This is a genomic window from Ruminiclostridium sufflavum DSM 19573, from assembly GCF_003208175.1.
In the GTDB taxonomy this organism is placed as follows: Bacteria; Bacillota; Clostridia; order Acetivibrionales; family DSM-1351; genus Ruminiclostridium; species Ruminiclostridium sufflavum.
In genome coordinates, this window is the sequence record NZ_QKMR01000016.1 from 71,278 (window position 1) to 97,045 (window position 25,768).

The 25,768-nt window shown below is 39.7% G+C and carries 24 protein-coding genes, 2 tRNA genes and 1 other annotated feature; of the genes, 20 read left to right on the top strand and 6 right to left on the bottom strand.

Annotated features, from left to right (window positions below; all coding sequences use genetic code 11):
- The first annotated feature begins 295 nt into the window (after positions 1 to 295).
- Both LY28_RS13310 and crcB read left to right on the top strand, forming a co-directional pair.
- Positions 296 to 1,546 carry a radical SAM protein gene (locus LY28_RS13310; RefSeq protein ID WP_110462682.1) on the top strand — a complete coding sequence of 417 codons (1,251 nt, stop codon included), beginning with the start codon at positions 296 to 298 and terminating at the stop codon, positions 1,544 to 1,546.
- 231 nt (positions 1,547 to 1,777) lie between these two features.
- Entirely contained in the window at positions 1,778 to 2,161 is a 384-nt protein-coding gene (gene crcB / locus LY28_RS13315; RefSeq protein WP_110462683.1) for a fluoride efflux transporter CrcB, read from the top strand.
- 30 nt (positions 2,162 to 2,191) lie between these two features.
- On the opposite strand, the gene LY28_RS13320 is transcribed toward crcB, so the two are convergent.
- Positions 2,192 to 2,935 (bottom strand): NAD-dependent protein deacylase, encoded by a 744-nt coding sequence (locus tag LY28_RS13320; RefSeq protein ID WP_110462684.1) that lies wholly within the window; start codon positions 2,933 to 2,935, stop codon positions 2,192 to 2,194.
- Positions 2,936 to 3,250: 315 nt separating this feature from the next.
- Between LY28_RS13320 and LY28_RS13325 the strand changes: the two genes are divergently transcribed.
- The gene (locus tag LY28_RS13325; RefSeq protein ID WP_110462718.1) at positions 3,251 to 3,994 is read left to right on the top strand and encodes an AAA family ATPase; all 744 of its coding nucleotides are present in this window, start codon (positions 3,251 to 3,253) and stop codon (positions 3,992 to 3,994) included.
- 41 nt (positions 3,995 to 4,035) lie between these two features.
- Here LY28_RS13325 and LY28_RS13330 read toward each other — a convergent pair whose 3' ends face one another.
- Entirely contained in the window at positions 4,036 to 4,515 is a 480-nt protein-coding gene (locus LY28_RS13330; protein ID WP_110462685.1) for an acyl-CoA thioesterase, read from the bottom strand.
- A 372-nt stretch (positions 4,516 to 4,887) separates the two neighbouring features.
- On the opposite strand from LY28_RS13330, the gene rbr reads away from it, so the two are divergent.
- The 11 genes from rbr to LY28_RS13385 all read left to right on the top strand — a co-directional run bounded on the left by rbr (position 4,888) and on the right by LY28_RS13385 (position 12,854).
- Entirely contained in the window at positions 4,888 to 5,427 is a 540-nt protein-coding gene (rbr, locus tag LY28_RS13335; RefSeq protein ID WP_110462686.1) for a rubrerythrin, read from the top strand.
- Positions 5,428 to 5,589: 162 nt separating this feature from the next.
- A complete protein-coding gene (locus tag LY28_RS13340; RefSeq protein ID WP_165835567.1) occupies positions 5,590 to 6,207 on the top strand; it encodes a phosphatase PAP2 family protein in 618 nt (205 codons plus the stop codon).
- A 107-nt stretch (positions 6,208 to 6,314) separates the two neighbouring features.
- Complete coding sequence (locus LY28_RS13345) at positions 6,315 to 6,932, top strand: cyclase family protein (RefSeq protein ID WP_110462688.1); 618 nt, start codon at positions 6,315 to 6,317, stop codon at positions 6,930 to 6,932.
- 63 nt (positions 6,933 to 6,995) lie between these two features.
- Positions 6,996 to 7,346, top strand: coding sequence for a hypothetical protein (locus LY28_RS13350; protein ID WP_110462689.1), 351 nt, complete (start codon positions 6,996 to 6,998; stop codon positions 7,344 to 7,346).
- Positions 7,347 to 7,501: 155 nt separating this feature from the next.
- Positions 7,502 to 7,924, top strand: coding sequence for a hypothetical protein (locus LY28_RS13355; RefSeq protein WP_110462690.1), 423 nt, complete (start codon positions 7,502 to 7,504; stop codon positions 7,922 to 7,924).
- 186 nt (positions 7,925 to 8,110) lie between these two features.
- Positions 8,111 to 8,449: a YqfO family protein gene (locus LY28_RS13360; RefSeq protein WP_110462719.1), complete on the top strand. Its 339-nt coding sequence runs from the start codon at positions 8,111 to 8,113 to the stop codon at positions 8,447 to 8,449.
- A gap of 150 nt (positions 8,450 to 8,599) precedes the next feature.
- Positions 8,600 to 8,675: transfer RNA gene (locus tag LY28_RS13365), tRNA-Lys, on the top strand.
- 107 nt (positions 8,676 to 8,782) lie between these two features.
- Positions 8,783 to 8,858: transfer RNA gene (locus tag LY28_RS13370), tRNA-Lys, on the top strand.
- A 328-nt stretch (positions 8,859 to 9,186) separates the two neighbouring features.
- Complete coding sequence (locus tag LY28_RS13375; protein ID WP_110462691.1) at positions 9,187 to 10,374, top strand: sensor histidine kinase; 1,188 nt, start codon at positions 9,187 to 9,189, stop codon at positions 10,372 to 10,374.
- The gene (locus LY28_RS13380; protein WP_110462692.1) at positions 10,371 to 11,021 is read left to right on the top strand and encodes a response regulator; all 651 of its coding nucleotides are present in this window, start codon (positions 10,371 to 10,373) and stop codon (positions 11,019 to 11,021) included. The genes LY28_RS13375 and LY28_RS13380 overlap by 4 nt, the downstream gene beginning before the upstream one ends.
- A gap of 138 nt (positions 11,022 to 11,159) precedes the next feature.
- On the top strand, positions 11,160 to 12,854 hold the full coding sequence (locus LY28_RS13385; RefSeq protein WP_110462693.1) for a rhomboid family intramembrane serine protease: 1,695 nt from the start codon (positions 11,160 to 11,162) through the stop codon (positions 12,852 to 12,854).
- Positions 12,855 to 13,007: 153 nt separating this feature from the next.
- On the opposite strand, the gene pdxT is transcribed toward LY28_RS13385, so the two are convergent.
- Positions 13,008 to 13,580 carry a pyridoxal 5'-phosphate synthase glutaminase subunit PdxT gene (gene pdxT, locus LY28_RS13390; RefSeq protein WP_110462694.1) on the bottom strand — a complete coding sequence of 191 codons (573 nt, stop codon included), beginning with the start codon at positions 13,578 to 13,580 and terminating at the stop codon, positions 13,008 to 13,010.
- A gap of 47 nt (positions 13,581 to 13,627) precedes the next feature.
- Positions 13,628 to 14,506, bottom strand: coding sequence for a pyridoxal 5'-phosphate synthase lyase subunit PdxS (gene pdxS / locus LY28_RS13395; RefSeq protein ID WP_110462695.1), 879 nt, complete (start codon positions 14,504 to 14,506; stop codon positions 13,628 to 13,630).
- Between the two features lie 191 nt (positions 14,507 to 14,697).
- Between pdxS and pdxR the strand changes: the two genes are divergently transcribed.
- On the top strand, positions 14,698 to 16,110 hold the full coding sequence (pdxR, locus tag LY28_RS13400) for a MocR-like pyridoxine biosynthesis transcription factor PdxR (protein ID WP_110462696.1): 1,413 nt from the start codon (positions 14,698 to 14,700) through the stop codon (positions 16,108 to 16,110).
- A 56-nt stretch (positions 16,111 to 16,166) separates the two neighbouring features.
- Here pdxR and LY28_RS13405 read toward each other — a convergent pair whose 3' ends face one another.
- Positions 16,167 to 16,673 carry a hypothetical protein gene (locus LY28_RS13405; protein WP_110462697.1) on the bottom strand — a complete coding sequence of 169 codons (507 nt, stop codon included), beginning with the start codon at positions 16,671 to 16,673 and terminating at the stop codon, positions 16,167 to 16,169.
- A 349-nt stretch (positions 16,674 to 17,022) separates the two neighbouring features.
- Positions 17,023 to 17,297, top strand: a binding site (T-box leader).
- 77 nt (positions 17,298 to 17,374) lie between these two features.
- On the opposite strand from LY28_RS13405, the gene ileS reads away from it, so the two are divergent.
- The 4 genes from ileS to LY28_RS13425 all read left to right on the top strand — a co-directional run bounded on the left by ileS (position 17,375) and on the right by LY28_RS13425 (position 22,579).
- Positions 17,375 to 20,167: an isoleucine--tRNA ligase gene (gene ileS, locus LY28_RS13410; protein ID WP_110462698.1), complete on the top strand. Its 2,793-nt coding sequence runs from the start codon at positions 17,375 to 17,377 to the stop codon at positions 20,165 to 20,167.
- 173 nt (positions 20,168 to 20,340) lie between these two features.
- Positions 20,341 to 21,420 (top strand): 3-dehydroquinate synthase, encoded by a 1,080-nt coding sequence (aroB, locus tag LY28_RS13415; RefSeq protein ID WP_110462699.1) that lies wholly within the window; start codon positions 20,341 to 20,343, stop codon positions 21,418 to 21,420.
- 142 nt (positions 21,421 to 21,562) lie between these two features.
- Positions 21,563 to 21,871, top strand: coding sequence for a DUF5665 domain-containing protein (locus tag LY28_RS13420; RefSeq protein ID WP_242981285.1), 309 nt, complete (start codon positions 21,563 to 21,565; stop codon positions 21,869 to 21,871).
- A gap of 75 nt (positions 21,872 to 21,946) precedes the next feature.
- Positions 21,947 to 22,579, top strand: coding sequence for a TraR/DksA C4-type zinc finger protein (locus tag LY28_RS13425; protein ID WP_110462700.1), 633 nt, complete (start codon positions 21,947 to 21,949; stop codon positions 22,577 to 22,579).
- 70 nt (positions 22,580 to 22,649) lie between these two features.
- Here the strand turns inward: LY28_RS13425 and LY28_RS13430 are convergent, their stop codons facing one another.
- Positions 22,650 to 22,895, bottom strand: a complete 246-nt coding sequence (locus LY28_RS13430; RefSeq protein ID WP_110462701.1) for a hypothetical protein — start codon at positions 22,893 to 22,895, stop codon at positions 22,650 to 22,652.
- Positions 22,896 to 23,312: 417 nt separating this feature from the next.
- On the opposite strand from LY28_RS13430, the gene LY28_RS13435 reads away from it, so the two are divergent.
- A complete protein-coding gene (locus tag LY28_RS13435) occupies positions 23,313 to 25,757 on the top strand; it encodes a pyruvate formate lyase family protein (RefSeq protein WP_110462702.1) in 2,445 nt (814 codons plus the stop codon).
- Positions 25,758 to 25,768: the final 11 nt, after the last annotated feature.

Consider the following 25,768-nt stretch of genomic DNA (forward strand, 5'->3'; position numbering starts at 1 on the left):
CCGTGTCCGCCGAGCCAGTGCAGGCCATGCCCGCCGGGACAGTGTATGCCGTGCCCGCCGAGCCAGTGTTGGCCGTGCCCGCCGAGTCAGTGCCAGCCGTGCCCGCCCAGAAATTGTCCGCCAAACTGTGCGCCATAAAAGCGTATATCGTATTTATTAGCTAGTTGAATTAATATTTTTCAGAGTGGAAAAGCCATAAATTTTTCCACTCTGAAAACAGGTATGGAGTGAAATAGTCCATCAGCAACGGAATATACGGTTCTAAGACATATAAATCAGATTTGGGGGGGATAGCTTGTATTACAGACTGAATAACAGCTGTCAATTGGTAAGAGGAGCTTTAAGGGGAGCAATATATGATTTTCAGTCAGGAAAGGTTTTTTCAATTAATCAGGATGCTTTAAAATTACTGGACGAATGCAGGAATAAATCAGTTGAGGATGTTATAGATATTAATTCGCCTCATAACAAGAATGTGCTGGATTTCATGGATCAATTGACATATACGGGGCTGGGCTCTGCCTATATCTATAAGCCGAAAAACAAAAAACAGGCAGAGCCTGAGGATGAGGATGAAAAGCTGTCCTTTCTCTGGATTGAGCTGACCTCGAAGTGTAATAATAAATGCCTTCATTGCTACAGTTCCAGTGACGCCTGCAGGAATGACGACAAAGTAACACATGACCACTGGATGTCCCTTATAAGTGAGGCTCATAGGGAAGGTGCTGCCTCCATACAGCTTATCGGGGGAGAACCTCTGCTCTATCCCGGATGGAGGGAGCTGGTGATAAAAGCAAATGAAGAGGGCTATGAATTTATTGAGATTTTTACAAATGCCACATTGATTGATGATTCCTGTATAGAATTTTTTAAGCAGCAAAAGGTGAATGTTGCAACAACCATATATGCGGATAATGCGGAAGTTCATGATAAGGTAACATTACATCAGGGGAGCTTCAGGAAAACGATGAATGCTGTGAGAAAAATATTAGACGAAGGCATTCCCCTTCGAATTGCATCGATTATCATGAAGGCAAATGAGAATGAAGCCGATAACATAATTAAATTGCTTGAGGACTTAGGCGTTGAGACTACAAAACTTGATGTTGTTCGTCCTACAGGAAGAGGAGACGATGAGGAGCTTTTGCCTGAAAGGTTTAAAATCCCTATGATAAAGCCACCGTTTTATACAAGTTACGAGGAGTTTTGGAAAGCACGTAAGCAGCATAACTGTCTTGCCGGGAAAATTGCTGTGACCTCAACGGGAGATGTAATTCCCTGTATTTTCGCACGTAATGAGGTTTGCGGAAATATACTTGCCTCTTCATTGGGGGATATACTTAAGGGCTCGGCCCTGAAAAGGTGCTGGAGCACAACCAAGGATCATGTGAAAAAATGTAAGGATTGCGAATACCGTTATGCGTGCTATGATTGCAGACCAAAAGCCCAGGGAAGCGACAGCAGCAAGGACTGGTGCGCCTGTACAGAAGACTGTGGATATGACCCTTACACAGGGATTTGGGAAAATCTTGACAAGAAAGAATAGTTCCCGCAGGTTCTAAGCTTTTCTTTGAAGGTATATCTGGATTTCCCAGACATAAAATATTCAGATGGAATCGGTTCCTCAGCCGATAGTAATTGACTCTAACCATGAATTTTGATATAATTCCTCTAAAGCAGGCAGTGTAAATACAAACTACTTTGGAGGAATTATGGTTTGGGTTTGGAATTTGTTCCATATCTCCGGTAAGAATTACCTGCTAAGAGGAGCTGCATTATGCTTAATGTATTAGCTGTAGGCTGCGGAGGGTTTTTAGGTGCGGCCTCAAGATATTTGCTTTCGATATTTATAAATAGATATAATACAAGTGCTTTTCCTGTTTCGACCTTGCTTATAAATATATTGGGCTCCTTTTTAATCGGACTGCTGACAGAAATACTGATGGTTCAATTTCCGGATAACAAGAAGCTTCAGTTGTTTTTAACCACAGGAATATTAGGGGGATTCACCACCTTCTCCACCTTCAGTCTTGAGACAATCAACCTTTACCAGAGCGGAAATACCGCTTTATCTGTTTTAAATATAATTCTGAGTATTGTATTCTGTATTGGAGGGGCTGTTCTGGGCAGAATACTTGCCAAGATGCTTATCAATCTGTAAAAAAGTCAATTGGCATTTTATATATGTATGTTACAGGTTTAAAGCATGTGCGATAGAACCTAAAACCTTGCCGATAGGTTCATGAACTACTATATCGGCTTTTGAATCATATTGTGTGACGCTTTTGTTGATTAGAACAAGCTTGCTGCCTCTGAAATAGTTAATCAGACCGGCAGCCGGATAAACAACCAGAGAGGTTCCTCCAACGATAAGAACATCGGTATTTTGAATTGCCCTGACAGCACCGTTTATGACGTTGTCATCCAGAGCCTCCTCATACAGAACCACATCGGGCTTGACAATACCTCTGCAATGAGTGCAGAGAGGGATATCTTCCGAGTCTATTAAAAAGTCCAGATCAAAAAAAGCATGGCATTCGGTACAAAAATTCCTGTGAATGGAACCATGCAGCTCATATACCTTTTTACTGCCTCCCAGTTGATGAAGGCCGTCGATATTCTGGGTTATAACTGCTTTCAGTTTTCCTGTGCCTTCAAGCTTAGCCAGTGCAATATGACCGGCATTGGGGACGGCATCCCTGAAAATCATTTTTTCCCTATAAAATTTATAAAAATCATGGGGGTGTGAAACAAAAAAGCTGTGTGAGAGCATTGTTTCAGGTGGATATTCATAGCCTTGGGAGGTTTTGTACAGACCGTTCCGGGAACGAAAGTCAGCTATACCGGATTCGGTGCTCATGCCTGCACCGCCGAAAAATACTATATTGCTGCTTCTTTTTAAAGCTTCAAGAAGTTCGGTATTCACAGAAAACATCTCCTATCAAAATATATACTTAATTCTGTATTATTACAAGCTAATTATTGCATATTTGTAAAATAAATTAAAGGCTAGAAATTAAATAAATAAGCGGCTGTCAATCAAAATTAAAAGCAGGGAGCAACAAGAGGGAGCAAACGTTCCGGAATATATGTTCTGGAACATTTGTTCTTGTTATTGAGAAATTATTGGTGTATAATAGGTTTCAGGAAATGAAATTAAGCCGTAAAATCATGTTGAGGAAATAAATATAGGGAAGGGATTTCTATTTAGAGAATATGACCGGAGGCAGATGTAAAATTGATTGAGGATATGTATATTACCGGAGTTAAGCTGCAGAAAAATATAGCCGACAGATCCAGCTATGTTTTTTCTTTGCCTGTTATCAGAAATCTCGATCAACTGAAGCTCAATAAAAAGATTACTTTCTTTGTAGGGGAGAATGGCACAGGAAAATCCACCTTGCTTGAAGCCATTGCGGTAAATATGGGATTTAATGCTGAGGGAGGCACAAGAAACTTTAACTTTGCCTCGAAGGAAACACATTCGCCTCTGCATCAAAGCATAGTTGTGGTGAAAGGTGTGAGACGCCCAAGAGATGGCTTCTTTCTGCGTGCGGAGAGCTTTTATAACGTTGCGACAGAGGTTGACAGGCTGGAGGATATCAGGATATCCACTCAAAAAAGGTTTATTGATAATTATGGCGGCAAATCCCTTCACAACCAGTCTCATGGCGAAAGCTTTATGTCTCTGGTTTTAAACAGATTCAGAGGCAACAGCCTGTTTATACTCGATGAACCTGAAGCAGCGCTGTCACCTACAAGACAGCTGTCACTTATGGTTAAAATAAATGAATTGGAGAAGCAGAACTGCCAGTTTATAATTTCTACGCATTCTCCGATTTTACTTGCATATCCGAATGCCGATATATTTGTACTTAATGACAGTGAAATAAGGCTTACGGTATATGAGAATACAGAGCATTATACAATTACAAAGCAGTTTTTAAACAATACTGAAAAGATGTTAAGCTATTTATTTGAGGAGAATTGCTAAAGTAATCAATAGCAGTATTGTCAATATACGGCTGAAAGCCTTTAGTATGCCCCAAGCCTTCTTTGCTTTCTTAGCTCCCTGCGTTTTTCGCCTGCTTCCCATTCGAGCCTTTCTTCATCTGTTTCAAGAACAAGACCGGGAACGTGTACAGGATTGTCATTATCATCAAGGGCAACAAGAACCAGATACGCTCTGTTTATCATCTGGCGTATGCCGTTCAGGTTTTCCACATAAGTGGTTACACGTACCTCCATTGATGTTTTTCCTACATAAGTAACCTGACCGCTTAAAAATATAGTGCTGTTTATGTATGCGGCTGACTTAAACTGAAGATTATCCACGGAAGCAGTAGTTACATTATGATTGGAATGCCTGCGGGCAACAACTGCGGCAACAACGTCAATCCATTCCATAAGCTTTCCGCCAAACAGTCGGTTGAAGCCGTTTATATGCTCCGGCATAAGTATTTGTATCTGCTCGGTCTTAGAATCCGAGACCTTTTTATAAACCAGCTTATCCATTATATTTACCCTCCGGCATTTCTAGGATATGAGTATTTGAAGTTACAATTAATACCTGTTAATATTATAACGTAAAATTATCATTTGTATATAATCTTTTTATATATTAAAAATAATAAAAAATAGAGCAGTATTCCTGAAATACAAGCATATTAATAATTTTTGAAAATTAATGTGTTTTAATATCAGGATTATGTGGTATAGTATTAATGTCAGTAAGGGCTGAAGCCTTCAAATAAATATCTGAAAGTACATGTGCCGCAAGGAAGAGGCTTTCAGATTTAAGTATAAACTATCGGTCTATATCATCGGTTCTTTAACCGATGACTTTAATACTAATAAAATTCAATTTAAATAAGGAGGATTACTATAATGAGTAATTTAAAAGGTACTAAAACAGAGGCAAACTTAATGTCGGCATTCGCCGGTGAATCCATGGCACACAATAAGTATTCATACTATGCATCCAAGGCTAAAAAAGAAGGATATGAGCAAATAGCCGCATTGTTTACCGAGACTGCACATAATGAAAAGGAGCATGCAAAGATATGGTTCAAGCTTTTGCATGACGGAGTTGCCGATACTGCCACAAACCTGAAGGATGCTGCGGCTGGCGAGAACTACGAATGGACCGATATGTATGCAAAATTTGCAAAGGAAGCAAAGGAAGAAGGCTTTGACAATATCGCACGTTTATTCGAGGGCGTTGCAAAAATTGAAAAAGAGCATGAAGAGAGATATCTTGCATTATTAAAAAATGTTGAAGGAAATGCTGTATTTATAAAGGGCGAAAAGGTTGTATGGCAGTGTGCAAATTGCGGACATGTTCATGTCGGACAGAGCGCGCCTCAAAAATGTCCTGTTTGTGACCATCCGCAGGCTTATTTCCAACTGCTGGCAAAGAATTATTAAAATTAAATGTAATTTCAGTTATAAATAAATAAGAGTCCAAAGCCGGAATATTAAAGTCGGGTTATTGGATTCTTTTTTTTGAATATAATATTATTATATTTGATTATACAAGAGCTTTTGCCTATGATAACTTCTGAAAATTTATCTGACAAGGAGATTTTTTTGAAAACACTCAGATATTTGCTTACAATAGGATTACCGGCGGTATTATTTGCTTTTATTATGAAGGCTGTTATAAATCAAAATACTGTCGGATTTGACAGCTATATATATCAAAGGATTTCAAGGCTTGTCTCACCAGGTTTGACAGAAATTATGAAGCTTATAACTTTCTTTGGCTCTACGGAATTTTTGCTGACTGCGGCTGCTATTCTTATAGTTTTCTTTTTTATGGATGAAAAGTGTTCCTTCTATGCTTCAATGATTGTTATAAATCTTATGCTTGCGGCATTGCTCAATGAAGGATTGAAAAAAATAATACAGAGACACAGGCCGGATATACTGAAACTTATTGATATTGGAGGATATAGCTTTCCTAGCGGGCATTCTATGGTTTCCATGAGCTTTTATGGTTTTCTTATTTATTTATGCTGGACAAATTTTAAAACAAGATGGAAGTATCCTGTAAGTGCGTTGCTTTCCGGCTTGATACTGTTGATTGGCTTCAGCAGGATTTATTTGGGAGTACATTATGCAAGTGACGTATTGGGCGGATTTTGCCTTGGCGCAGTTTCTATTGGTGTTTTCAGCATTATTGCAGACATAGGAAACAAGGAGTAAATGAGTATCCATATATAATGAGACTTGGCGGCTAATGTAATTTTGCCGATATTGTACAAGGTATATAAATACTGTGATATACTTAACAAAAAATGGAGAAATTTTATATGAAATTGATTGATTTATCACAGCCTGTTGAAGACGGTATGCCTGTGTACCCCGGGGATTCCGGTGTCAGGCTGAAACAAACGCGTATATACGGCACAGACCATTATAGCAATCACCGGCTTGAAACTGAAATGCATGCGGGAACTCATGTGGACGGGCCAATGCATATGCTTGATGTGAATAAGCATATATGTGATATCGGGTTGGAGCACTTTTGCGGCAAGGGCTGCATTATTCGTTCCCATAATGAAAGCATAATAAGGATAAGGGATGAATACCCTGACATAATAAAAGGAAAGGATATTGTCCTGCTTCATACCGGTATGGACAGCTGCTACGGCAAGAAGGAATACTACCTGAACCATCCTGTTCTGGACATGTCCTTTTGTGAAATGCTGGCTTCAAATAATATTAAAATGGTGGGCTTTGATATGCCGTCACCGGACAGATTTCCTTTTGAGGCGCATAAGTATCTGCTTAGTCACAGAATTTTGATTTTGGAGAATCTTACTAATCTTGACAAGATTAATGATGGCGAAAGCTTTGAGCTAATGGCCTTTCCAATAAAAGTCAAGTCAGATTCCTGTATGGTCAGGGCGGTTGCCGGAATTCTTTAATGTGATGGGACAAGAGGAAAGACCTTGAGCAGTAATTGACTTTGGGGGATTAAGGGGATTAATATGAATAAAAATATTGAACAGTTTTACGAGAAATATGGATTGTTTGAGAAAGAATATTTGCCTGAGGAAGAGCAGGAAAGGCTGAATGCATTAGGACCGGACAGCGGAGAAAAGGCATTTGGGAAGTATGGCTATGAGCCTGAAGGGCTATATGAATACCGCTTTTACAGAAAGATACCGCCCCAGCTGACGGATTTGCAGCTGAATAATATTGTTTTGCTAAAGCTGCTGGAAAAAACAGAAGATATGAACAGCAAGCAGAATACGATTAAAAATATTTTGATATTTTGGCTTATATTAACTGTTTTAGGTGTTGTTATACCCTTGCTGTTATTTGCTTTTTCATCTTGACGTTTGGATATGAGTTTTAAAAAATTATAAATAAATAATATCAATTCATATATAAAAAGGATATAATAATACTATATTTGCTGTAAAACTAATTGCTGTTGCCTTTAGCCATAGCAATTGACCATGAAAAAGCAGTTTTATTAAGGAGGAGACTTATGCCGGAGTTAAAGGATGCACAGGTCAGAAGAAAAGAGATAGAAGAAAAAAAGAGAAGGGAAAAGCTTGAAAAAGAATTTTCCGATAAGCAGGAGCTTCAGAATAAAATTTTAGCTGCCTCGGAGAAATATGCCGATTCCTTAAACAAGGCTCAAATTATTATAGACGGGAAGCTTCAGTCTCTTTATATAAGTATAGCTGACAGCGATAAAAGAGAGCATAAGACTGTATTGCTGGCAGCGGAGGATTATAAGGCATTGTTCAGCCAAATGGATTCCATAGAGAGTGCAATCATTAAAAATATGCTTTTTGAGTATGTCGATAATCATCAAGACATAAAACAATTATATGACAACAAGTATCATGTTATATACGGATGGTCGTTATTGGCAGACAAGATTTATCTTGAAGTAATATGGTAAGCTGTTAATATTGATTTTAAACGCCTTCACCCGAGGGTGTTTTTTATTTAATTGAAGGAAAATGGATGGAGGGTGTGGAATAATGTGGAATGATATTAAAGTCGGCTGCAAATATGAGGCAGGCTTGGGAAATGGAGTTGAGGTTAAATAGTGGCTCAATTTGATACAAAGACTATGGCACAAGACATGAGCAGCTTTATATACTGCAAGCTTGAAATTTTCATTCCGGAGGCTCATTTGCAAAGGCTGCAGGAGGCTTTGCAGAGCGTGGATGCCGGACATATAGGAGACTATGACAGCTGTAGCTGTATGTCATACAGCAGGGTTACAGGCTGCTGGCGGCCTCTGAAGGGGAGTACCCCATATATTGGCGAGGAATTTGCTCTAAGCTCTGAAACTGAGTTAAAGGTAGAAGTTACCTGTCTGAGTGAAAAGGCAGATATTACAATTGAGGCTGTAAAGAAGATTCATCCGTACGAGGTGCCGGTTATCAATGTGATTCCCCTGTACAGGACGAGTTTTTAAGCTGCCCTGTAAAATCCAGATTTCTGTTGAAAATAAGTGAATAATTTTATCCATTTTTTATTTAAATTTTAAAATAAGTGTTGACAATGCCTGACTTACCTCTTATAATGTAAAAGTGCTCAGACGAGATGTCATAAAGCACATTTACATGCGCCATTAGCTCAGTTGGTAGAGCACCTGACTCTTAATCAGGGTGTCCCCGGTTCGAACCCGTGATGGCGCACCAGTATGTATTAAGGCAACCTTTGAAGTCTTAAATTTCAAAGGTTTCTTATTGCTCATTATTGTTTGAGGTTAATCCTCAGATACGTTATTTTAATTTTTATAAGCCTTGCGCCATTAGCTCAGTTGGTAGAGCACCTGACTCTTAATCAGGGTGTCCCCGGTTCGAACCCGTGATGGCGCACCAAAAAGCCCACTTCTTTACAAGCGGGTTTTTTATTTTATTCTGCTTGTTTATCTTGATAAAATTTTCAATAAAAATATATGATATACTATATTGTATTTAATTATGAAGAAATGTATTGTAGACAATTGAGTTATTAGGTAGAATATACCTATAAATATCATGGCGGGTAAGGAGTATTTTGTTGACTAAAGTCAATTACGGTTCAAGCCTTCGCACGATAAAATATCTGGCTGGTGTGTATCGTTTTTCAGGCGAATTAAGCTTTTAAGCTGGCTGCTTTGCACAGCTTTAGTTGCTTTTTAAAAGATTACAGAAAGTGGATATAAAAATGCTGAATTATAAACATAATACAATCGAAATGGATAAAATTATTAATGATGCAATTAATGCACTTGACTTGGGCAAAAAGGAAATAATTGAAATAGCCGAGAACTCAAGGCTGGATAGGAAAAGGCTTGAGGATGAGTTGAGTATGCTTAAAAAAGAGGTTTTTGAAATCATTAGTGAGATTGAGAATCTGGAACACGACTTGAAGCAAAGTAAGAAAAAGCTGTTTGATGTTAACAGGGATTTTAACAAATATAGTCACGGTGAGCTGGAAAAGGCATATCAGGATGCGGATAATATCCTTGTCAAGCTTGCTGTGAGGCGTGAGCAGGAGAGGTTTCTGATTAAAAGGCGAAACGACATAGAGCTGCGAATCAGAGATTCTACAAAGACCCTCAAGCGTGCAGATAATTTAATAGGTCATGTGGGAATAGCCCTCGAATATCTGAGAGGTGATTTAAAGGATGCAGGGGAGGAGCTGGATAATCTGCAGCAGAAGCAGTACTTGGGAATCAGAATTATTGAGGCTCAGGAGGACGAAAGAAAGCGGTTTGCACGTGAGATACATGACGGACCGGCTCAATCCATGTCAAATATTGTAATCAAGGCCGAAATATGTGAGAGGCTAATTGATAAAAATATAAATGAAGCAAAGGGAGAGCTGAGAAATCTAAAGACAATTACCAGAGACAGCCTTCAGGAAGTCAGAAAAATCATCTACAATCTCAGGCCTATGGCACTGGATGATTTGGGTCTTCTGCCAACCTTGGAAAGGTATATTGTGTCTTTCAAGGAGGACACAGGCATTGATGTCGCATTAAAAATCAGAAAAATTAATGTGGATTTGAAACCTGCTATTTCCCTTACTGTATTCAGGATAGTTCAGGAGGCCTTGAATAATATTTTAAAGCATTCACAGGCAGATTCCGCATCCGTACTTTTAGAGCGCATTGATAAGAGGTTAAGCATTAACATATTTGATAATGGTATAGGCTTTGATACAACCACTATACGTATAAATAAAGTAAAAAGCAGTTCAGGTCTAAACGGAGGATTTGGTCTTTACAGCATGAAGGAGAGAGTGGCGCTGCTTGAAGGAGAATTTGAAGTCATATCTGAAGTAGGAGAAGGAACAAGGATAAAAATACAAATACCGCTTATAAATGAAGAGGAGGCTCCTGACAAATGAATAAAATTAGAGTAATGATTGCTGATGACCATGCTATGGTCAGGCAAGGCCTGAAAACTATTATTGAGCTTGAGGATGATATAGAGGTTATATCACAGGCGGCTAATGGAGAACAGGCAGTATTCCTTGCCAGAAGCGAAAAACCTGATGTTCTTTTAATGGATATAAACATGCCTGTATTAAATGGCTTGCAAGCAATAAAAATACTTAAGGAAGAGAACAGCAACTGCAAAATAATTGTTTTGACTCTGCATCAGGATAGGGAATATCTGATTAAAACCATACAGCTGGGCTGTGAAGGATATGTTCTTAAAGATGCGGAATCTTCTGTCCTGATAGAGGCAATCAGAAATGTCTATAATGATCAGACATACATACAGCCGAATATGTCCGGTGAGCTGGTTAAGGAGCTGAACAGAATAACACTTATAGAACAGGACAGCTCAATTACAAAAAATTTGACAAACAGAGAAATTGAAGTGCTGAAATTGATTGCGGATGGCATGATTAACAAGGAGATAGCCAAGACACTGTATATAAGCGAGAAGACGGTTAAAAATCACATATCAAATATATTTAAAAAGCTGGATGTAAATGATAGGACACAAGCTGCAATTTATGCTTTTAAGCATAATATCAAAACATAAAATATATTTTAAAGCAGCATATTCTAAAAAAATATATAATATGAGGAAGTGCGGTTATGCTGCCGGTACGGTATTACATAAAATAAACAAGTGTGTTGGAATTATTTCGCACCGGTTTAGTTAGGAGTCTTAATTATAATGAAAACAAATTTCGTAAATTCTTTAGTTAAATATTTCATTGAGAAAAATTATTTCAATCTGATAAATTCAAATGCTGAATCCTTGGACTTTAGCGGCGAAGCTGCGGCTTTAATCCGTATTTATCAGGGGGCGACGGTATTCCTTGAAATTATTGATGCAGACAGATATGAGGATGAACAGCTTATGCGTATAATGCAGAACGGCGCGGCTATGCTGGAAAATATAAACGGCGGCAATGCATATATTTTTAAGCTGTTTCTGTTTGATAAGGAACCCGGTGATGAGAAGCTGAATATTATAGAAAACGGGCAGAAGGATATTATACCTGATAAAAAGTTCTTAAAAGGCATTTCTGTATACATATCCTCAAAAAGTGTCCGGAAGCATTTTAATGAACCAGCCTTTGATGCGTATATTGTCAGGTCGGTGAAGAAGTTTTTTTCTAAAGGACTTGAACAAAAAGAAACCTCTGTGGAAGACATCCACAAACTGTTGGAAAAGAGAAAGAAGGATTTTGAAATCCAGCTCAAGGCAAAAACACCTTGGGTCACATATGGGCTGATAGCTGCAAATGTACTTGTGTGGCTGGCCTTGAGGCTCCTATCCCTGAAAACCGGAGAAACATATGGAAATCTTTTGGTTCCCTATGGTGCAAAGGTAAATTCTCTTATTATGGAAGGACAATATTGGCGATTTATTTCAGCCATGTTTCTGCATTCAAATGAGGTACACCTTCTGCTTAATTGCTTTTCCTTGTATTTGCTTGGAACACAGGTTGAAAAGCTGTTCGGGCATATAAAAATGACAGCTGTTTATTTCGCGGCAGGTCTTATGGGGTCGGTTGCCAGCTTTGCCTTTTCACCAAACGCATCTGTAGGCGCATCGGGTGCCATATTCGGACTGATGGGAGCTATGCTGTTTTTTGCGATAAAGAGGCCTTCGCTTATGAAAAGCAGCTTCGGTGCGAATCTAGTAACCATATTGGTGGTGAATCTTGTTTACGGATTTATGAATGCGGGAATTGACAACAGTGCCCATCTGGGAGGGCTTGTAGGAGGTTTTTTAACTACCGGGGTAGTATATGCCTCAAAGGAAGAAACCTCAAAGGACAAAATATTAAGAATTGCCGCGCTTGTTTTATTAGCTGCTGTAATGCTGGGAGGAGTCTACTACAGCTTTGGCAATGAGCAAAACAAATACTTCAACAAAATTGCAGAGCTGGAGAGCTATAACGGGCAGAGCAGCTATACGGAAGCGGAGACGCTGGCGGAACAAATTCTGAGTCAGAATCCAAAGAGTGCTTCGATAAAAATCAGTGTCTTATCAAGCCTTATTACGGCAGAGTATTCTCAGGGCAAATATAATGAGAGTGAGGAGCATTCCGAAGAGCTGCTTAAAATGAAAATAAATGATGACATAAAAACTCAGACACTGTGGAACTTATGTCTGGCAGAATTATCCCAGGGCAGTGCAAAGTTTTACGAAGCCGAGGAGCATGCAAACCTGCTGATAAAATTAAGCCCTGAGCATGGACATTTTATGCTTGGTGTTATTTACTATAACACAAAGGATACTAATAATCTGGACAAGGCAAAGGAAGAGCTGCAAAAGGCTAAGGAACTCAATTCACCTAATATTGATGCTATAAATAACATGCTGACAAATATTGAAGATATGCAAAACAGCAAATAAATTACAGGCAAGTTGCAAAACTCATGGCTTGCTTTTGATTTAGCCATGAGTTTTATTTTGACAGAAACGGTAAAAAGTCAATTACGGTTCAAGCCTCCGCATGATAAAATATCGGGATGATATATATAGTTTTTTCAGGCGGTGGTAATTGGACTATCCACACATACCGGCAAAATACCTGTGAAAGCTCAAATCCTCCGTCAGCTCGGGATGGAAGGAGGTGGCCAGCATGTTGTCCTGCCTGCAAGCCACGATATTTTCGTTTATACGCAGCAGAACCTTCACCTTTGAGTCAGCACCCACCACATACGGGGCACGTATAAACACAAGAGGTATTTCGCCCTGGGATATTTCAGTAAGCCTGACAGAAGTGGAGAAGCTGTCTATCTGTCTGCCGTAGCCGTTACGCATAACCTCAATATCCATAACCTCGAGATGGCGTCTTTCATCATTGCGGATTTTTTTCGCAAGGATAACCATACCTGCACAGGTTCCCCATACAGGCATACCGGCCAGAATTCTTGATTTTATAATACCGGACAGATCGAAATCTGACAAAAGCTTGCCAATTGCAGTGCTTTCACCGCCGGGAATAATTAAAGCGTCAACAGCCTCGATTTCATGCTTATATTTAACCGCACAGGGCTGTATGCCTTCAAAATTCCCAAGCTTGTCAATGTGCTCCGAAACTGCACCCTGCAAGCTCAGGACACCTATTTTTTTCATACCTTAAATTCCTTTCACAAAAACAGATTCATAGAAATAGTAAAGGGTTACCATCCTCTTGAAGCAAGCAGGCTGTTTCCGGACAATTCTCTCACATCGAGTGAATCCATTGCAGTTCCCAGCTCTTCGGATACCTCTGCAACAATAAGAGGATCATTGAAATAGGCAGTTGCTTTAACAATTGCCTGAGCTCTTTTCGCAGGGTCAGAGGATTTAAATATTCCGGAACCGACAAATACTCCGTCACAGCCTAACTGCATCATAAGTGCGGCATCAGCAGGTGTGGCAATTCCTCCTGCGGCAAAATTAATTACAGGAAGCTTGCCGTTTTCATGTACGTATGATATAAGATCATAGGGAGCACCGTATTCCTTGGCAATTGTCATCAGCTCCTGCCTGGAGGCACTTTGAACCTTTCTGATATCTGCAGTTACGGTTCTCATGTGCCTGACAGCTTCAACTACGTTTCCTGTACCGGCCTCACCCTTAGTTCTTATCATGGAGGCACCCTCTCCGATTCTTCTCAGAGCTTCTCCCAGATTTTTTGCTCCGCAGACAAAGGGAACCTTGAAGCTGTGCTTTTCTATGTGAAATTCTTCATCTGCGGGGGTTAAAACCTCGCTTTCGTCTATATAGTCAATATTCAAGGCCTCAAGAACCTGTGCCTCTGCAAAATGACCTATCCGAACCTTTGCCATTACGGGAATTGATACCGCACCTTGAATTTCTTTAATCATTTTCGGGTCTGACATTCTTGCAACTCCGCCCATTTTTCTTATGTCGGACGGAACCCTTTCAAGAGCCATTACTGCCACTGCACCTGCTTTTTGTGCAATTTCCGCTTCCCTGGCATTTACAACATCCATGATAACGCCGCCCTTTAGCATCTGAGCAAGATTTTTATTCAATTCATATCTCTCTGTCATATTAACCTCCACGCCGAGTTCTCGGCACAAAATTTGGCAAACCTAAGCTGTTGAAAAACACTGTACTTTTTTCTTAATATGGTATATGCTAAATTGTATCGTAACACATTAAGATAATTGGGGATAAATCTTGAATATTTTTACACAACATATTTGAAATGTCAATATGATTTATGATATCAGGAGGTAATATGATAAATGTATCGATACAATTAACAGAATCTGCTCGGCCGAAATATCTTCAGCTGTTTGACTGCTTGAAGGAGCTGATTGCGGCGGGACAAATAAAGCCGGGTGAGAAGCTGCCTGCAATCAGAAGCTTTGCACAAAGGCTGGGAGTTAATAATGTAACTGTTATAAATGCATATAAGCAGCTTGAAAATAATAAATATATTACGGCTAAAAAGGGCAGCGGGTATTATGTATCAGGCAGCAGGCTGCAAAAGGAGGAAATATATTCGTCAAGTGACATAGGTATAGCTGATAATGAGCCAATAATAAATTTTGCCAGTGCCACGCCGCATCCGTCCGTATTTCCTGTGGAATCCTTTAAAGAATGTATAAATGAAGTCATAGAAAGAGATAAGGGGTTTGCTTTCGGATATCAGGACAGCAAGGGCTTTAAACCTCTCAGGAAATCAATACTTAATTATCTGGATAAAAGGTATTCGATTAAAATGGAAAACGAGGATAATATTCAGATTGTTTCGGGAGCCCAGCAGGGAATAGATTTGATAGGAAAGGTATTATTAAATCCGGGAGACTATGTTATTACTGAAAATCCCACCTATGACGGAGCAACGGAAGTTTTTAAATCCAGAGGCGCAAGGGTTGTAAGGGTTAAGCTTGAAAAGGACGGAATTGACCTTGTTGATTTGGAAAAGAAAATAAGGATTTGCAAGCCAAAGCTTCTTTATGTAATGACAAGCTTTCAAAATCCCACCACAATTTCCTACAGCCGTCAGAAGCTCAGGGAATTGCTTGAGCTGGCCAAGGCATACAATACCTTTATCGTCGAGGATGATTCCATGTCGGATCTTTGCTATGAAGATACCAGCCCCCAAACACTCAAGGCTCTGGATGATAATAACGCTTATGTAATATATTTAAAAAGCTTTTCAAAAATATTGATGCCGGGTCTGAGGGCGGGATGTATGGTAATACCCGATTTACTTATCAATGATTTCGCTAAAATAAAAAATACCAGTGATATTTCCTCCTCCGGGCTTATACAAAGGTCGTTGGACATGTATTTTGACAGCGGGAAATGGGATGAACACCACCAATATATGATAGAAATATACAAAGGTAAATACGAATTCATGCTAAGCAGACTGGAAAAGCTGTGCAAGCGCGGTATTAGCTTTGACAGGCCTAAGGGCGGCTTGTATTTCTGGATAAAAGTGCCGAAGTATCTGTCGGCAAAAAACATTTATGACGATTGTAAAAAAAATGGGCTTTTACTTTTACCTTCAGGCATTTTTTATGATATAAACAATGAAAACAGGGACAGCTATATCAGGCTGAGCTTTGCGTCATCTGGTATTGAACAGATAAGAGAAGGGATGATAATATTGGAGAATGCCCTTTTCAATAATCAGTAATATTATGGCATTTACGTTAAGCCTAGAATTGACAATACTTTTGTAATTAAATCCAGTCATGAATATTGTATTGGTTTAAACCTTTTAAAAAGCTTATTGGGGCCGTAATACCTTTTGTAGATGCTGTGGGTCAGGCCGTAATCAATAATTAAAGGGACATTATCTATAAGGCCCCAGTTCGAGGCTCTGGAAAGATCCTTTGAGCTAAGTCCGTTGTTTTTTATATCTCCGATAATTAATTTGTCATGCATAAACAATGACTTTATACTTCTTTTATTATAATAGTTATAAATTACAGAGAGATTTTTGATTCTTTTAGCCTTGGGCATAACAAGGCATCTGTTATCCTCTGATACGGCTACTACTTCTGCAAGAAGCTCAGACCGGTGAGACTGGTAGGCTTTGCGCTCGGATTCGTTTTGCAGGGTGCCCCTGATATCCCGGGCTATCTTGACTGCAAAACCGTCATTTAAATCATAGACTGTTCTTGAAGAACCGGTTCCTATAATGTTATATTTACCGCCCTTTATTTCAGTAATAATAATATCAAAATCGTACTTCATATTAACCCCCACGCCGGGTACCGGCACAAAATATTATGAAAGCAACAGTGGCGGACCTCTGCTTCGCAGCGGTATGCAAGTGCTTTCACAGCTATGCTTGAATTGGCTTTTAAGCTGTAGCTACGCGGATACGGCTTTCCCTTTAAAAACATAGAATTTTATATGATTAAAAACTCATTACATAGTATTCGGGTTAAGGAATTTATGTGAATTATATCCTGGTGGTGTTATGGGCTGAATTGTAAGCATAGCAGCGACTGTGCCAATAGTTTTTAAATGAATGCCTTGACGAAAATATTTCGTTGATGTATTATAAATAAATAACTGTAAATAAAGCTTTTAAATATGTTAAATAATGATGATTGGAACGAGTAGAAAGCAGCTGGCTTCAAAGAGAGTGAGGATTTGGTGAAATCTCACAGGTTCAAGCTTTTGAAAATCCTCCATGAGTTGCAGCCTGAAATTGATTTTAGTGTAAGGTGCGCCGGTGAACAGCCGTTATACAAATGAAGTGATTGTTATCATGCTTTAAACCTGCAATGCTTGTTTTTACAATTTTGCTGTGTTTAAGGAGCATGCTGCAAATAAATTGGGTGGTACCGCGAAAATAGCCTCGTCCCTGTGTGGAACGGGGTTTTGTTATGTTTAAATAATGCCTATCATTTTATTTTTAAAAATTATAAATTATGGAGGAAAGAAAAATGCCAGAAGATTATGGAAAGACTTTAAATCTCCCGCAGACAGATTTCCCTATGAGAGCAAATTTGCCTCAAAGAGAGCCTGAATTTCTGAAAAAATGGGAAGACATGGATATTTATCATAAGCAGCTCGAGAAGACAGAAGGCAAGCCGACATTTATACTTCATGACGGACCGCCTTATGCAAACGGCGGAATCCATCTTGGAACTGCACTTAACAAGATTTTGAAGGATATAGTGGTTAAATATCACAGTATGGCAGGTTACCATACTCCCTATGTTCCCGGTTGGGATACTCACGGACTTCCTATAGAACAAAGAGCCATTAAAGAGCTTGGACTGAAAAGACACGAGGTAGGGCCTGTTGTTTTCAGAGAAGCATGTGAAGGCTTTGCAATGAAGTATCTGAATATTCAGAGAGATGCTTTTAAGCGTCTGGGAGTCAGAGCTGATTGGGAAAACCCGTATATTACATTAAAGCCTGAGTTTGAAGCGATGCAGGTAGAGGTGTTTGGAAAAATGGCTACAAACGGACATATATATAAGGGCTTGAAGCCTGTTTACTGGTGTCCGGAATGTGAAACAGCATTGGCCGAAGCTGAAATTGAGTATGCTGATGATACAACGGTATCAATTTATGTAAAATTTCAGGTGAGAGACGACAAGGGATTATTTGAAGGCATTGCTGACAAGGAAAAGGTTAATTTTGTTATATGGACAACCACAACATGGACTTTGCCTGCTAACCTTGCAATATGCCTGAATGAAAATTTTGAGTATTCACTTGTTAAAGCAAATGATGAGTACTATGTGCTTGCAACTGAATTGGTTGAAAAAACCATGAAAGCCGCAGGGATATCGGAATATGAAACAGTTAAAAAATATCAGGGCAGCCAGCTTGAGAGAATTCAATGCAGGCATCCTTTTCTGGACAGGGATTCAATGGTTATTCTCGGCGACCATGTAACTCTGGAAGCCGGAACAGGCTGTGTTCATACTGCTCCCGGACATGGTGTTGAGGACTATCTGGTTTGTCAGAAATACAAGGAAATACCTGTTATCGTTCCCGTTGACAGCAAGGGTGTATTGACAGAGGAAGCAGGTCCTTTTGCAGGAATGTTCTACAAAAAGTCTAACGGAGCAATTTTGGAAAGACTGATATCTGACGGAAGACTCCTTGCTTCGGAGAAAATAGTTCATCAGTACCCGCATTGCTGGAGATGCAAGGACCCCATAATCTTCCGTGCAACCGAGCAGTGGTTTGCCTCTATAGACAGCTTCAGAGAAGAGGCTTTAAATGCAATCAAGGGTGTTAAATGGGTTCCCGAGTGGGGCGAAGAAAGAATAACAAATATGGTAAAGGACAGAGGGGATTGGTGTATATCCAGACAGAGAATCTGGGGCTTGCCTATTCCGATATTCTATTGCAGAGAATGCGGAAAAGAGTTGATAAATGCCGACACAATCAAGGCTGTGGCAGACCTGTTCAGGAAAAAGGGCTCCAATGCATGGTATGCCTTATCTGCCTCGGAAATACTACCGGCCGGTACTGAATGCGAATGCGGACATTCGGAGTTTGAGAAGGAAAAGGATATCATGGATGTCTGGTTTGACAGCGGTTCAAGTCATGCAGCTGTGTTGGAAAGCAGAGAAGGTTTGTCTTCTCCGGCGGATTTATATTTAGAGGGAAGTGACCAGCATCGAGGATGGTTCCAGTCCTCACTGCTGACAGCTGTGGCAACGAGAGGGAAAGCGCCGTATAAAGCGGTTTTGACACATGGATATGTTATAGATGAGGAAAAGAGAAAAATGTCCAAGTCCTTGGGGAACGGTATTGACCCCGCTGATGTTATAAAGGAATATGGCGCGGATATATTGAGAATTTGGGTTGCCTCGTCCGATTATACAACCGATATCAAAATTTCAAAGGAATTATTGAAGCAGTTATCGGAGGTCTATAGGAAAATAAGAAATACTGCCAGATACATTCTCGGTAATATAGCCGGCTTCAACCCCGATACTGACAGCGTTGACTACTCGGAAATGTGCGAGCTTGATAAATGGGCGCTTTACAAGCTGACTATGCTGATTAAAAAGGTAACTGAAGCATATAAAACATATGAATTCCATACAATGTTCCATGCCATACACAATTTCTGCGTTGTAGATATGAGTAATTTTTATCTTGATATAATTAAGGACAGGCTGTATACCTCCAAGGCAGCTTCAAAGGAGAGAAAAGCTGCGCAGACCGTCATGTATGAAATATTGCATTCTTTGGTACTGATGCTTACACCTGTGCTTGCGTTTACTACTGAGGAGATATGGCAGTATATGCCTCATAGAGCCGGCGATGATACTGAAAGCATACAGCTGAACGATTTGCCGGAAATGAATGAAAAATATATTGATAAGACATTGGCAGAGAAATGGGATAAGATACTTGCGCTTCGTTCCGATGTTTCAAAAGCGTTGGAAGTTGCAAGAGCAAATAAGACAATAGGGCACTCATTAAATGCAAAGGTTACTATATTTGCAGACGGAGAGGATTATAATTTTATAAAGAGTCTTGAGAGTGATTTGGTTACAATATTTATAATTTCCGATGCTTCGGTTAAAAAGCTGTCTGAAGCTTCAGAAGGAGCTCAGAAGGGTGATGAAATGCCCGAAATCAAAATTTCTGTTGAACAGGCCTCAGGCGATAAATGTGATAGATGCTGGATGTTCAGTGAATACGTGGGAAAGGATGAAAAGCATCCTACCCTGTGCAAGAGATGCGCTGATGTGGTCGGCTGAAGCATCGGGAAGGGTGTACGTATCCTTTTTAGCTAATATTGATGCTTCAGGCTAAAGCTTCCTGAATTATTATTTGCACTTAAGCTTAAAATTTGGGACGGAACTTGCACAGGCATATTTCGTCCCAATTATCTGTTGTTTTAAAAAAATTAATGCAGTTGGGGGGAGCAGCTATGATTAGACATATGGTAAATTTAAAGGAGAGAAGCTATCCGATATGTATTACCACCAGCTTTGATGATTTTGGGAAAACCTTTCTGTCTCTTAGAACAGGAAAAAAGCTTTTAATTGTTACTGACGAAAATGTTGACAAATATTATTCTGATATATGCTCGAAGGAACTGGAAAATAATGGATTTGAGGTTTCAAGGCATGTTCTCGCACCCGGTGAGCAGCACAAAAACTTGGAAGCCGTATATGGAATATATCAGCAATTGGTGGAATACAAATTTGACAGAACAGATACCTTAGTGGCACTGGGCGGAGGTGTGGTGGGGGATATTACCGGCTTCGCCGCGGCTACCTATATGCGGGGAATAAATTTTGTCCAGGTTCCGACTACTTTGTTATCCCAAGCTGACAGCAGTGTGGGAGGAAAGACGGGCGTTGATTTTAACGGACACAAGAATGTTATAGGAGCATTTTATCAGCCCAAATTAGTATTCATCAATGTAAATACAATTAAGACACTCCCGAAAAGAGAAGTTTCCGCAGGCCTTGCGGAAGTTATAAAGCACGGACTTATACTGGATGAGGAGTACTGTTATTATATAAATGAAAATGCAGAGAAAATCTTTAATTATGATGAGAATGTTCTGCAGTATCTTGCGAAGAAAAACTGTGCGATTAAAGGCAGTGTTGTCGAAGAGGACGAAAAAGAAAATGAATTAAGGGCAATTCTGAATTTTGGGCATACCATCGGCCATGCGGTAGAAACAGTGCAAAATTTCAGTCTGCTTCACGGTGAATGCGTTTCAATTGGAATTGCAGGTGCTTTCAGGCTATCCTTATATTTAGGTGCTGTCAATGAAGCTGCTGTTGAAAACGTAAAAAAAATGCTTTTAAAACTTGAATTGCCTGTATCCTTGCCGGGCTTAGACGTTGAAAAGGTATACAGCCATATATTCTATGATAAAAAGGTAAAGGATAATAAGCTGAAATTTGTTTTACCTCGCAGGATAGGTGAGGTTTTCCAGTGCAATATTGAGGACAGCGAGCTAATAAAAAAAGTACTTTTTGATTTATCAAAATAACAGGAAATAATTTTAAAAATAAAGAGGCGTGTTTTTGCAGAAAATACCGTTAGCTGATGCTGACGGTTTTTTTTATGAAAAAACAGTGCAAACGAACTTGTTTCAGCTTAATGAGCATATTAAAGAGTGAAGGGGGAAATAAATGCAGATGGCAAAGGAAAATACCGCAATTAAGCTGTTAACTAAAAAAGTTGATGAAATGGCATTGAAGATGGAGAAAATGAAGTTTGTCGATTATGTGTATTTTATTGAGCACCCCAGAAAAATGTTATGGGCAAACTTTACAAACGGCTTGGCAAGGGGCTTCGGAATAGCAATAGGATTTACTGTCCTGAGTGCGATAACTATTTATATACTGAAGTTTATCGTTACAATTAATCTTCCGTATATCGGGGAGTTTATAAGCGATATAGTGGAAATAGTTCAGGATAGTATGAAAAATCCGAGATAGAAGGGAAAACCTCTGTTTATAAGAAACAGTTAAATTTTGAGGATATGAAATCAGGAATTTTAAAGGAGGAATTATATGGATGCAGATAAAACAAACCATTTTAAAGAGAAGCTTGCTGACGAAGCAGAAAAAATAACCGAAACCTTGGGGCTGATGAGGGAAAACGGCGAAGCAAAAATGAGCGGGGATTCTCCGGAGGAGCTTTCAAATTATGATAATCATCCTGCCGATTTGGGAAGTGAGCTGTATTCGGTTGAAATGAATATGGCTCTGAAGGTTCATGAGCAGAGCAAGCTCAATGATATAGCAAGAGCCTTGAGCAAGCTTGAAACCGGTTCTTACGGCAAATGCGAAAGCTGTAAAGGGGATATTCCTTATGAAAGACTTGAGGCACTGCCGTCAGCCAGATATTGCATTAGCTGTGAAAAAGAGAAGGAGGCCTCGGAAATAAATACTCCCGATATGTCTTACAAGGAAGTGTTTGATGCGCCGTTCGGCAGGAAATATCTAAACAAGCGTGAGGATGATGAATTTGAAGGCCTTGACCAGCTTAATGATTTAATGAAATACGGAGCGGCCGATACCCCTCAGGATATGGGAGGGTATGAGGACTATGAGGAGTTTTATACAAATGAGCTGGATAATCAGGGAATAGTAGAGGAGGTTGACAAGATTTCAAATCAGCAGTATAAGGAACAGCTGCCTTAGAAATAAATACTATTAAGGCGATAACAATTTTGTTCCTTGTTATCGCCTTTTCAGCTGAATTATATTTTTTTCATTCCTCAATCTGAGGCAGGTCACTTAATTTGTAGGTGATACATTTGGAGGCCCTTGGCACTTTGGTGCTTTTGGCTGGGGTGCCGGCCGCTGTACTGGCTGCTGCTTTAACCGGTTTTTTTATCGCTGATGCCTTGGCACGCGTTGCCTTTGCTTTTGCCTGGGAGGCCAAATTGTTGCTGCAGCCTTTGTGAGTGCAGCTTCCGTTAATCATAAGAGAACCACATTTGCAATATTCTAACATTAAATTCATCCCTTCAACTTTTGTAAAATTTAAATATAAGCTATAAGTATAGTATACCACAAAAATTGATACATTAATTGCAACAATGTAATAAATAAGATATACGTGTAAATTAATGCAAATAAATGGTAAATAATGTATAAAAAATATAATACGCACTGATGCCTTTGTTCAGTTTTCAAGCCTGCCATTGCTCAAACTTATCGATGACCTTGCAAAAAAACCGCAGGTACAGTAAGTTAATTCAAAATTATGCATATAACATGTTTCCGAGAAATATATTTATGTAGTATGTTATTGAAATAGTCTGCTAAAGCCATCAAAATAATTCAGCCGGTATGCACGAGCTTAAAGAATCCGGTTGTTTTGTGTATTGTATCGTTTGGCTTGGGCAACGTCAAGGAAGGTGAAAAATAATTGTCAACTGTTACATTAAAGGATATTTCTCTTAAGGAGTATGATTTAAATAGTTTTGAAAACTTGAAGGTGCTGAGAGACAGGTTGATTGCCGCTCCTGTGGAAATATGCATCGAGCGTGCAAAATTTATTACCGGATATTTAAAAAAGAACAATCAAGCAGGAGACTGTGACGCTGTTTATCGGGCGAAGGCTGTACAGAACTATTTAATCAACAAGGCTTCTGTTTTCCATGACAACAGCCTGCTGGCAGGAAACACCACCTCAAAGGGAAAAGGAGCACCTGTATATCCTGAATTTATCGGATTAACAATATGGTCTGAGCTGGAAACAATCAGTAAAAGAGAAAAGAATCCTCAATTATTGACAAAGGAAGAGCTTGATATTCTGAATTATGAAATTTATCCGTACTGGATTGACAGGGATGTATTGGCAACGGCTAAAAGCTGGTATGGAAATATAAAATCAATACAGCTTCTGGAAAAAATAATGTTTTATGTTTCAGGAAAAGCAGGCTGTATTTCCCATACCGTACCGGATTTTAAGCGTGTACTGAAAGAAGGCTTAAATGCTGTTATCAAAGAAGCCGAAGAAAAGGAAAAAGAGGCGCTGACCGGCTCCGGTCAGGAAGCGGTAAAGCATGCGGAGTTTTATCAGAGCGTACAAATTGCATTGAAAGGATTGATAATATATTCCTCGCATCTGGCAGAAGAGGCAAGGCGTTTAAGTGCCTCCTGCACGGATGAAAAGGAACGGAAAAGATTAATAAGGCTGGCGGAAATTTGCGGGCAGGTGCCTGCAAAACCTGCACGTTCATTTTATGAAGCTGTGCAGTGCATCTGGATATGCCTGATTGGTATACATGCCGAAAGCATTAATATGGCAATAAGCCCGGGAAGATTGGATCAGATACTGTATCCTTATTATGAGAAGGATATGAAGGACGGAAAGCTCACAATTAAAGAGGCCTTGGAAATAACAGGCTGCTTGTGGCTTAAATTGGGGGATAACGTAGATGTTGTACCGCAAGCCTCAGAAGAGCTTTTCGGGGGTGCAGGAACAGCTCCGGCTGTTACAGTGGGCGGAATAGATGAAGCAGGGGAAGATGCGGTAAATGACCTGACATACATCATGCTTAGAGTTACTGAGCTTTTGAAAACCAGAGAACCAAGTATGAATGCGCGCTTTCATTATGAAAAAAACACAAGGGAATACAGAGACAGGGTATGTGAAGTAATAGCGAGCACCTTGTCAGCTCCTGCCCTTTACAATGATATTGAAAACATCTCTACTCTTGTAAATCAAGGGACAAGAACGGAGCATGCCAGAGACTATGCGGTTATAGGCTGTGTGGAGCTGGCAGCGGCAGGACGCAGCTATGATGCTTCAAGCTCTGTTATTATGAATTTAGCGGCACCGTTGGAAATGGCACTGTATAACGGCAGGAGGTACAGCACCGGGGCGACTCAGTGGGGGCCTCAAACCGGAGAGCCTGCTGCTTTTAAGGATTTTAACGAATTTATGAATGCCTATAAGAAGCAGGCAAAATGGTTAATAGAGCAGGCTATTGATTTGAATGAAAGGTTTGGTGCGGTACACCAGAAGATGCTGCCTACGCCTCTCTTATCTGCTTTGTTTGAAGGACCTATGGAAAAAGGAGCAGATTTGATTTTCGGAGGTGCCGTTTACAATTCATCAGGAGCGACGCATGTAGGGTTTGCCGATACAGTGGACTCCTTGAGCGCTGTTGAATGTGCCGTTTTCAATGAAAAATACTGTACCTTTGAGGAGCTTCTTAATGGGATTAAAACTAATTTTAAAGACCGGGAAGCATTGAGACAATATCTTTTGAAGCACACACCCAAATATGGCACAGACAATATTTTTGCCAAGAAAAATGCAAAAGAGATAATTTCATTTTTATATGAGGTCTACCAAAGCCATACCAACTACAGAGGAGGCAAATACCGGCCTGCTTATTGGAGTATGACAAATCATGCGGGACAGGGAAAAATAACATATGCTACTCCGAACGGGCGCAAAGCTTATGAGGCATTTGCAAGCGGTATTACGCCGGTTTCGGGAGCTGCCGGCAGTATCACCGAATGCCTGAACAGTGTTGCGGCTCTCGGAAGTGTGAATATCCCCGGAGGAGAAGCTCTTAATATAAAATTTCAATGCCTTACTGATAAGGACATACCGCATTTCGGTGATTATATAGAAGCTTATTTCAGACAGGGGGGACAGCAAATTCAGTTTAATATAATGTCTTATGAAATGTTAAAAGAAGCTAAGGCAAACCCGTCTAAATATCCTTATCTGCTGGTGAGAGTATCAGGGTATTCGGCATATTTCAACGACTTGAATGAAACCATGCAGGATGAGCTGATTACACGTACTCAGTACTCTGTTAATACGGGAAATGCAATTCTATATAATAAATAAATTCAAATTGA

Bases quoted from the DNA above. Each gene is read 5' to 3' on its own strand.
- LY28_RS13385 (WP_110462693.1), top strand. From the start codon at position 11,160: ATGAAAACAAATTTCGTAAATTCTTTAGTTAAATATTTCATTGAGAAA.
- LY28_RS13325 (WP_110462718.1), top strand. From the start codon at position 3,251: ATGTATATTACCGGAGTTAAGCTGCAGAAAAATATAGCCGACAGATCC.
- LY28_RS13320 (WP_110462684.1), bottom strand. From the start codon at position 2,935: ATGTTTTCTGTGAATACCGAACTTCTTGAAGCTTTAAAAAGAAGCAGC.
- LY28_RS13420 (WP_242981285.1), top strand. From the start codon at position 21,563: ATGCAGATGGCAAAGGAAAATACCGCAATTAAGCTGTTAACTAAAAAA.
- LY28_RS13355 (WP_110462690.1), top strand. From the start codon at position 7,502: ATGCCGGAGTTAAAGGATGCACAGGTCAGAAGAAAAGAGATAGAAGAA.
- LY28_RS13380 (WP_110462692.1), top strand. From the start codon at position 10,371: ATGAATAAAATTAGAGTAATGATTGCTGATGACCATGCTATGGTCAGG.
- crcB (WP_110462683.1), top strand. From the start codon at position 1,778: ATGCTTAATGTATTAGCTGTAGGCTGCGGAGGGTTTTTAGGTGCGGCC.
- pdxS (WP_110462695.1), bottom strand. From the start codon at position 14,506: ATGACAGAGAGATATGAATTGAATAAAAATCTTGCTCAGATGCTAAAG.
- LY28_RS13330 (WP_110462685.1), bottom strand. From the start codon at position 4,515: ATGGATAAGCTGGTTTATAAAAAGGTCTCGGATTCTAAGACCGAGCAG.
- LY28_RS13375 (WP_110462691.1), top strand. From the start codon at position 9,187: ATGCTGAATTATAAACATAATACAATCGAAATGGATAAAATTATTAAT.
- pdxT (WP_110462694.1), bottom strand. From the start codon at position 13,580: ATGAAAAAAATAGGTGTCCTGAGCTTGCAGGGTGCAGTTTCGGAGCAC.
- aroB (WP_110462699.1), top strand. From the start codon at position 20,341: ATGATTAGACATATGGTAAATTTAAAGGAGAGAAGCTATCCGATATGT.
- LY28_RS13430 (WP_110462701.1), bottom strand. From the start codon at position 22,895: ATGTTAGAATATTGCAAATGTGGTTCTCTTATGATTAACGGAAGCTGC.
- LY28_RS13405 (WP_110462697.1), bottom strand. From the start codon at position 16,673: ATGAAGTACGATTTTGATATTATTATTACTGAAATAAAGGGCGGTAAA.
- ileS (WP_110462698.1), top strand. From the start codon at position 17,375: ATGCCAGAAGATTATGGAAAGACTTTAAATCTCCCGCAGACAGATTTC.
- pdxR (WP_110462696.1), top strand. From the start codon at position 14,698: ATGATAAATGTATCGATACAATTAACAGAATCTGCTCGGCCGAAATAT.
- LY28_RS13360 (WP_110462719.1), top strand. From the start codon at position 8,111: ATGAGCAGCTTTATATACTGCAAGCTTGAAATTTTCATTCCGGAGGCT.
- LY28_RS13345 (WP_110462688.1), top strand. From the start codon at position 6,315: ATGAAATTGATTGATTTATCACAGCCTGTTGAAGACGGTATGCCTGTG.
- LY28_RS13425 (WP_110462700.1), top strand. From the start codon at position 21,947: ATGGATGCAGATAAAACAAACCATTTTAAAGAGAAGCTTGCTGACGAA.
- rbr (WP_110462686.1), top strand. From the start codon at position 4,888: ATGAGTAATTTAAAAGGTACTAAAACAGAGGCAAACTTAATGTCGGCA.
- LY28_RS13350 (WP_110462689.1), top strand. From the start codon at position 6,996: ATGAATAAAAATATTGAACAGTTTTACGAGAAATATGGATTGTTTGAG.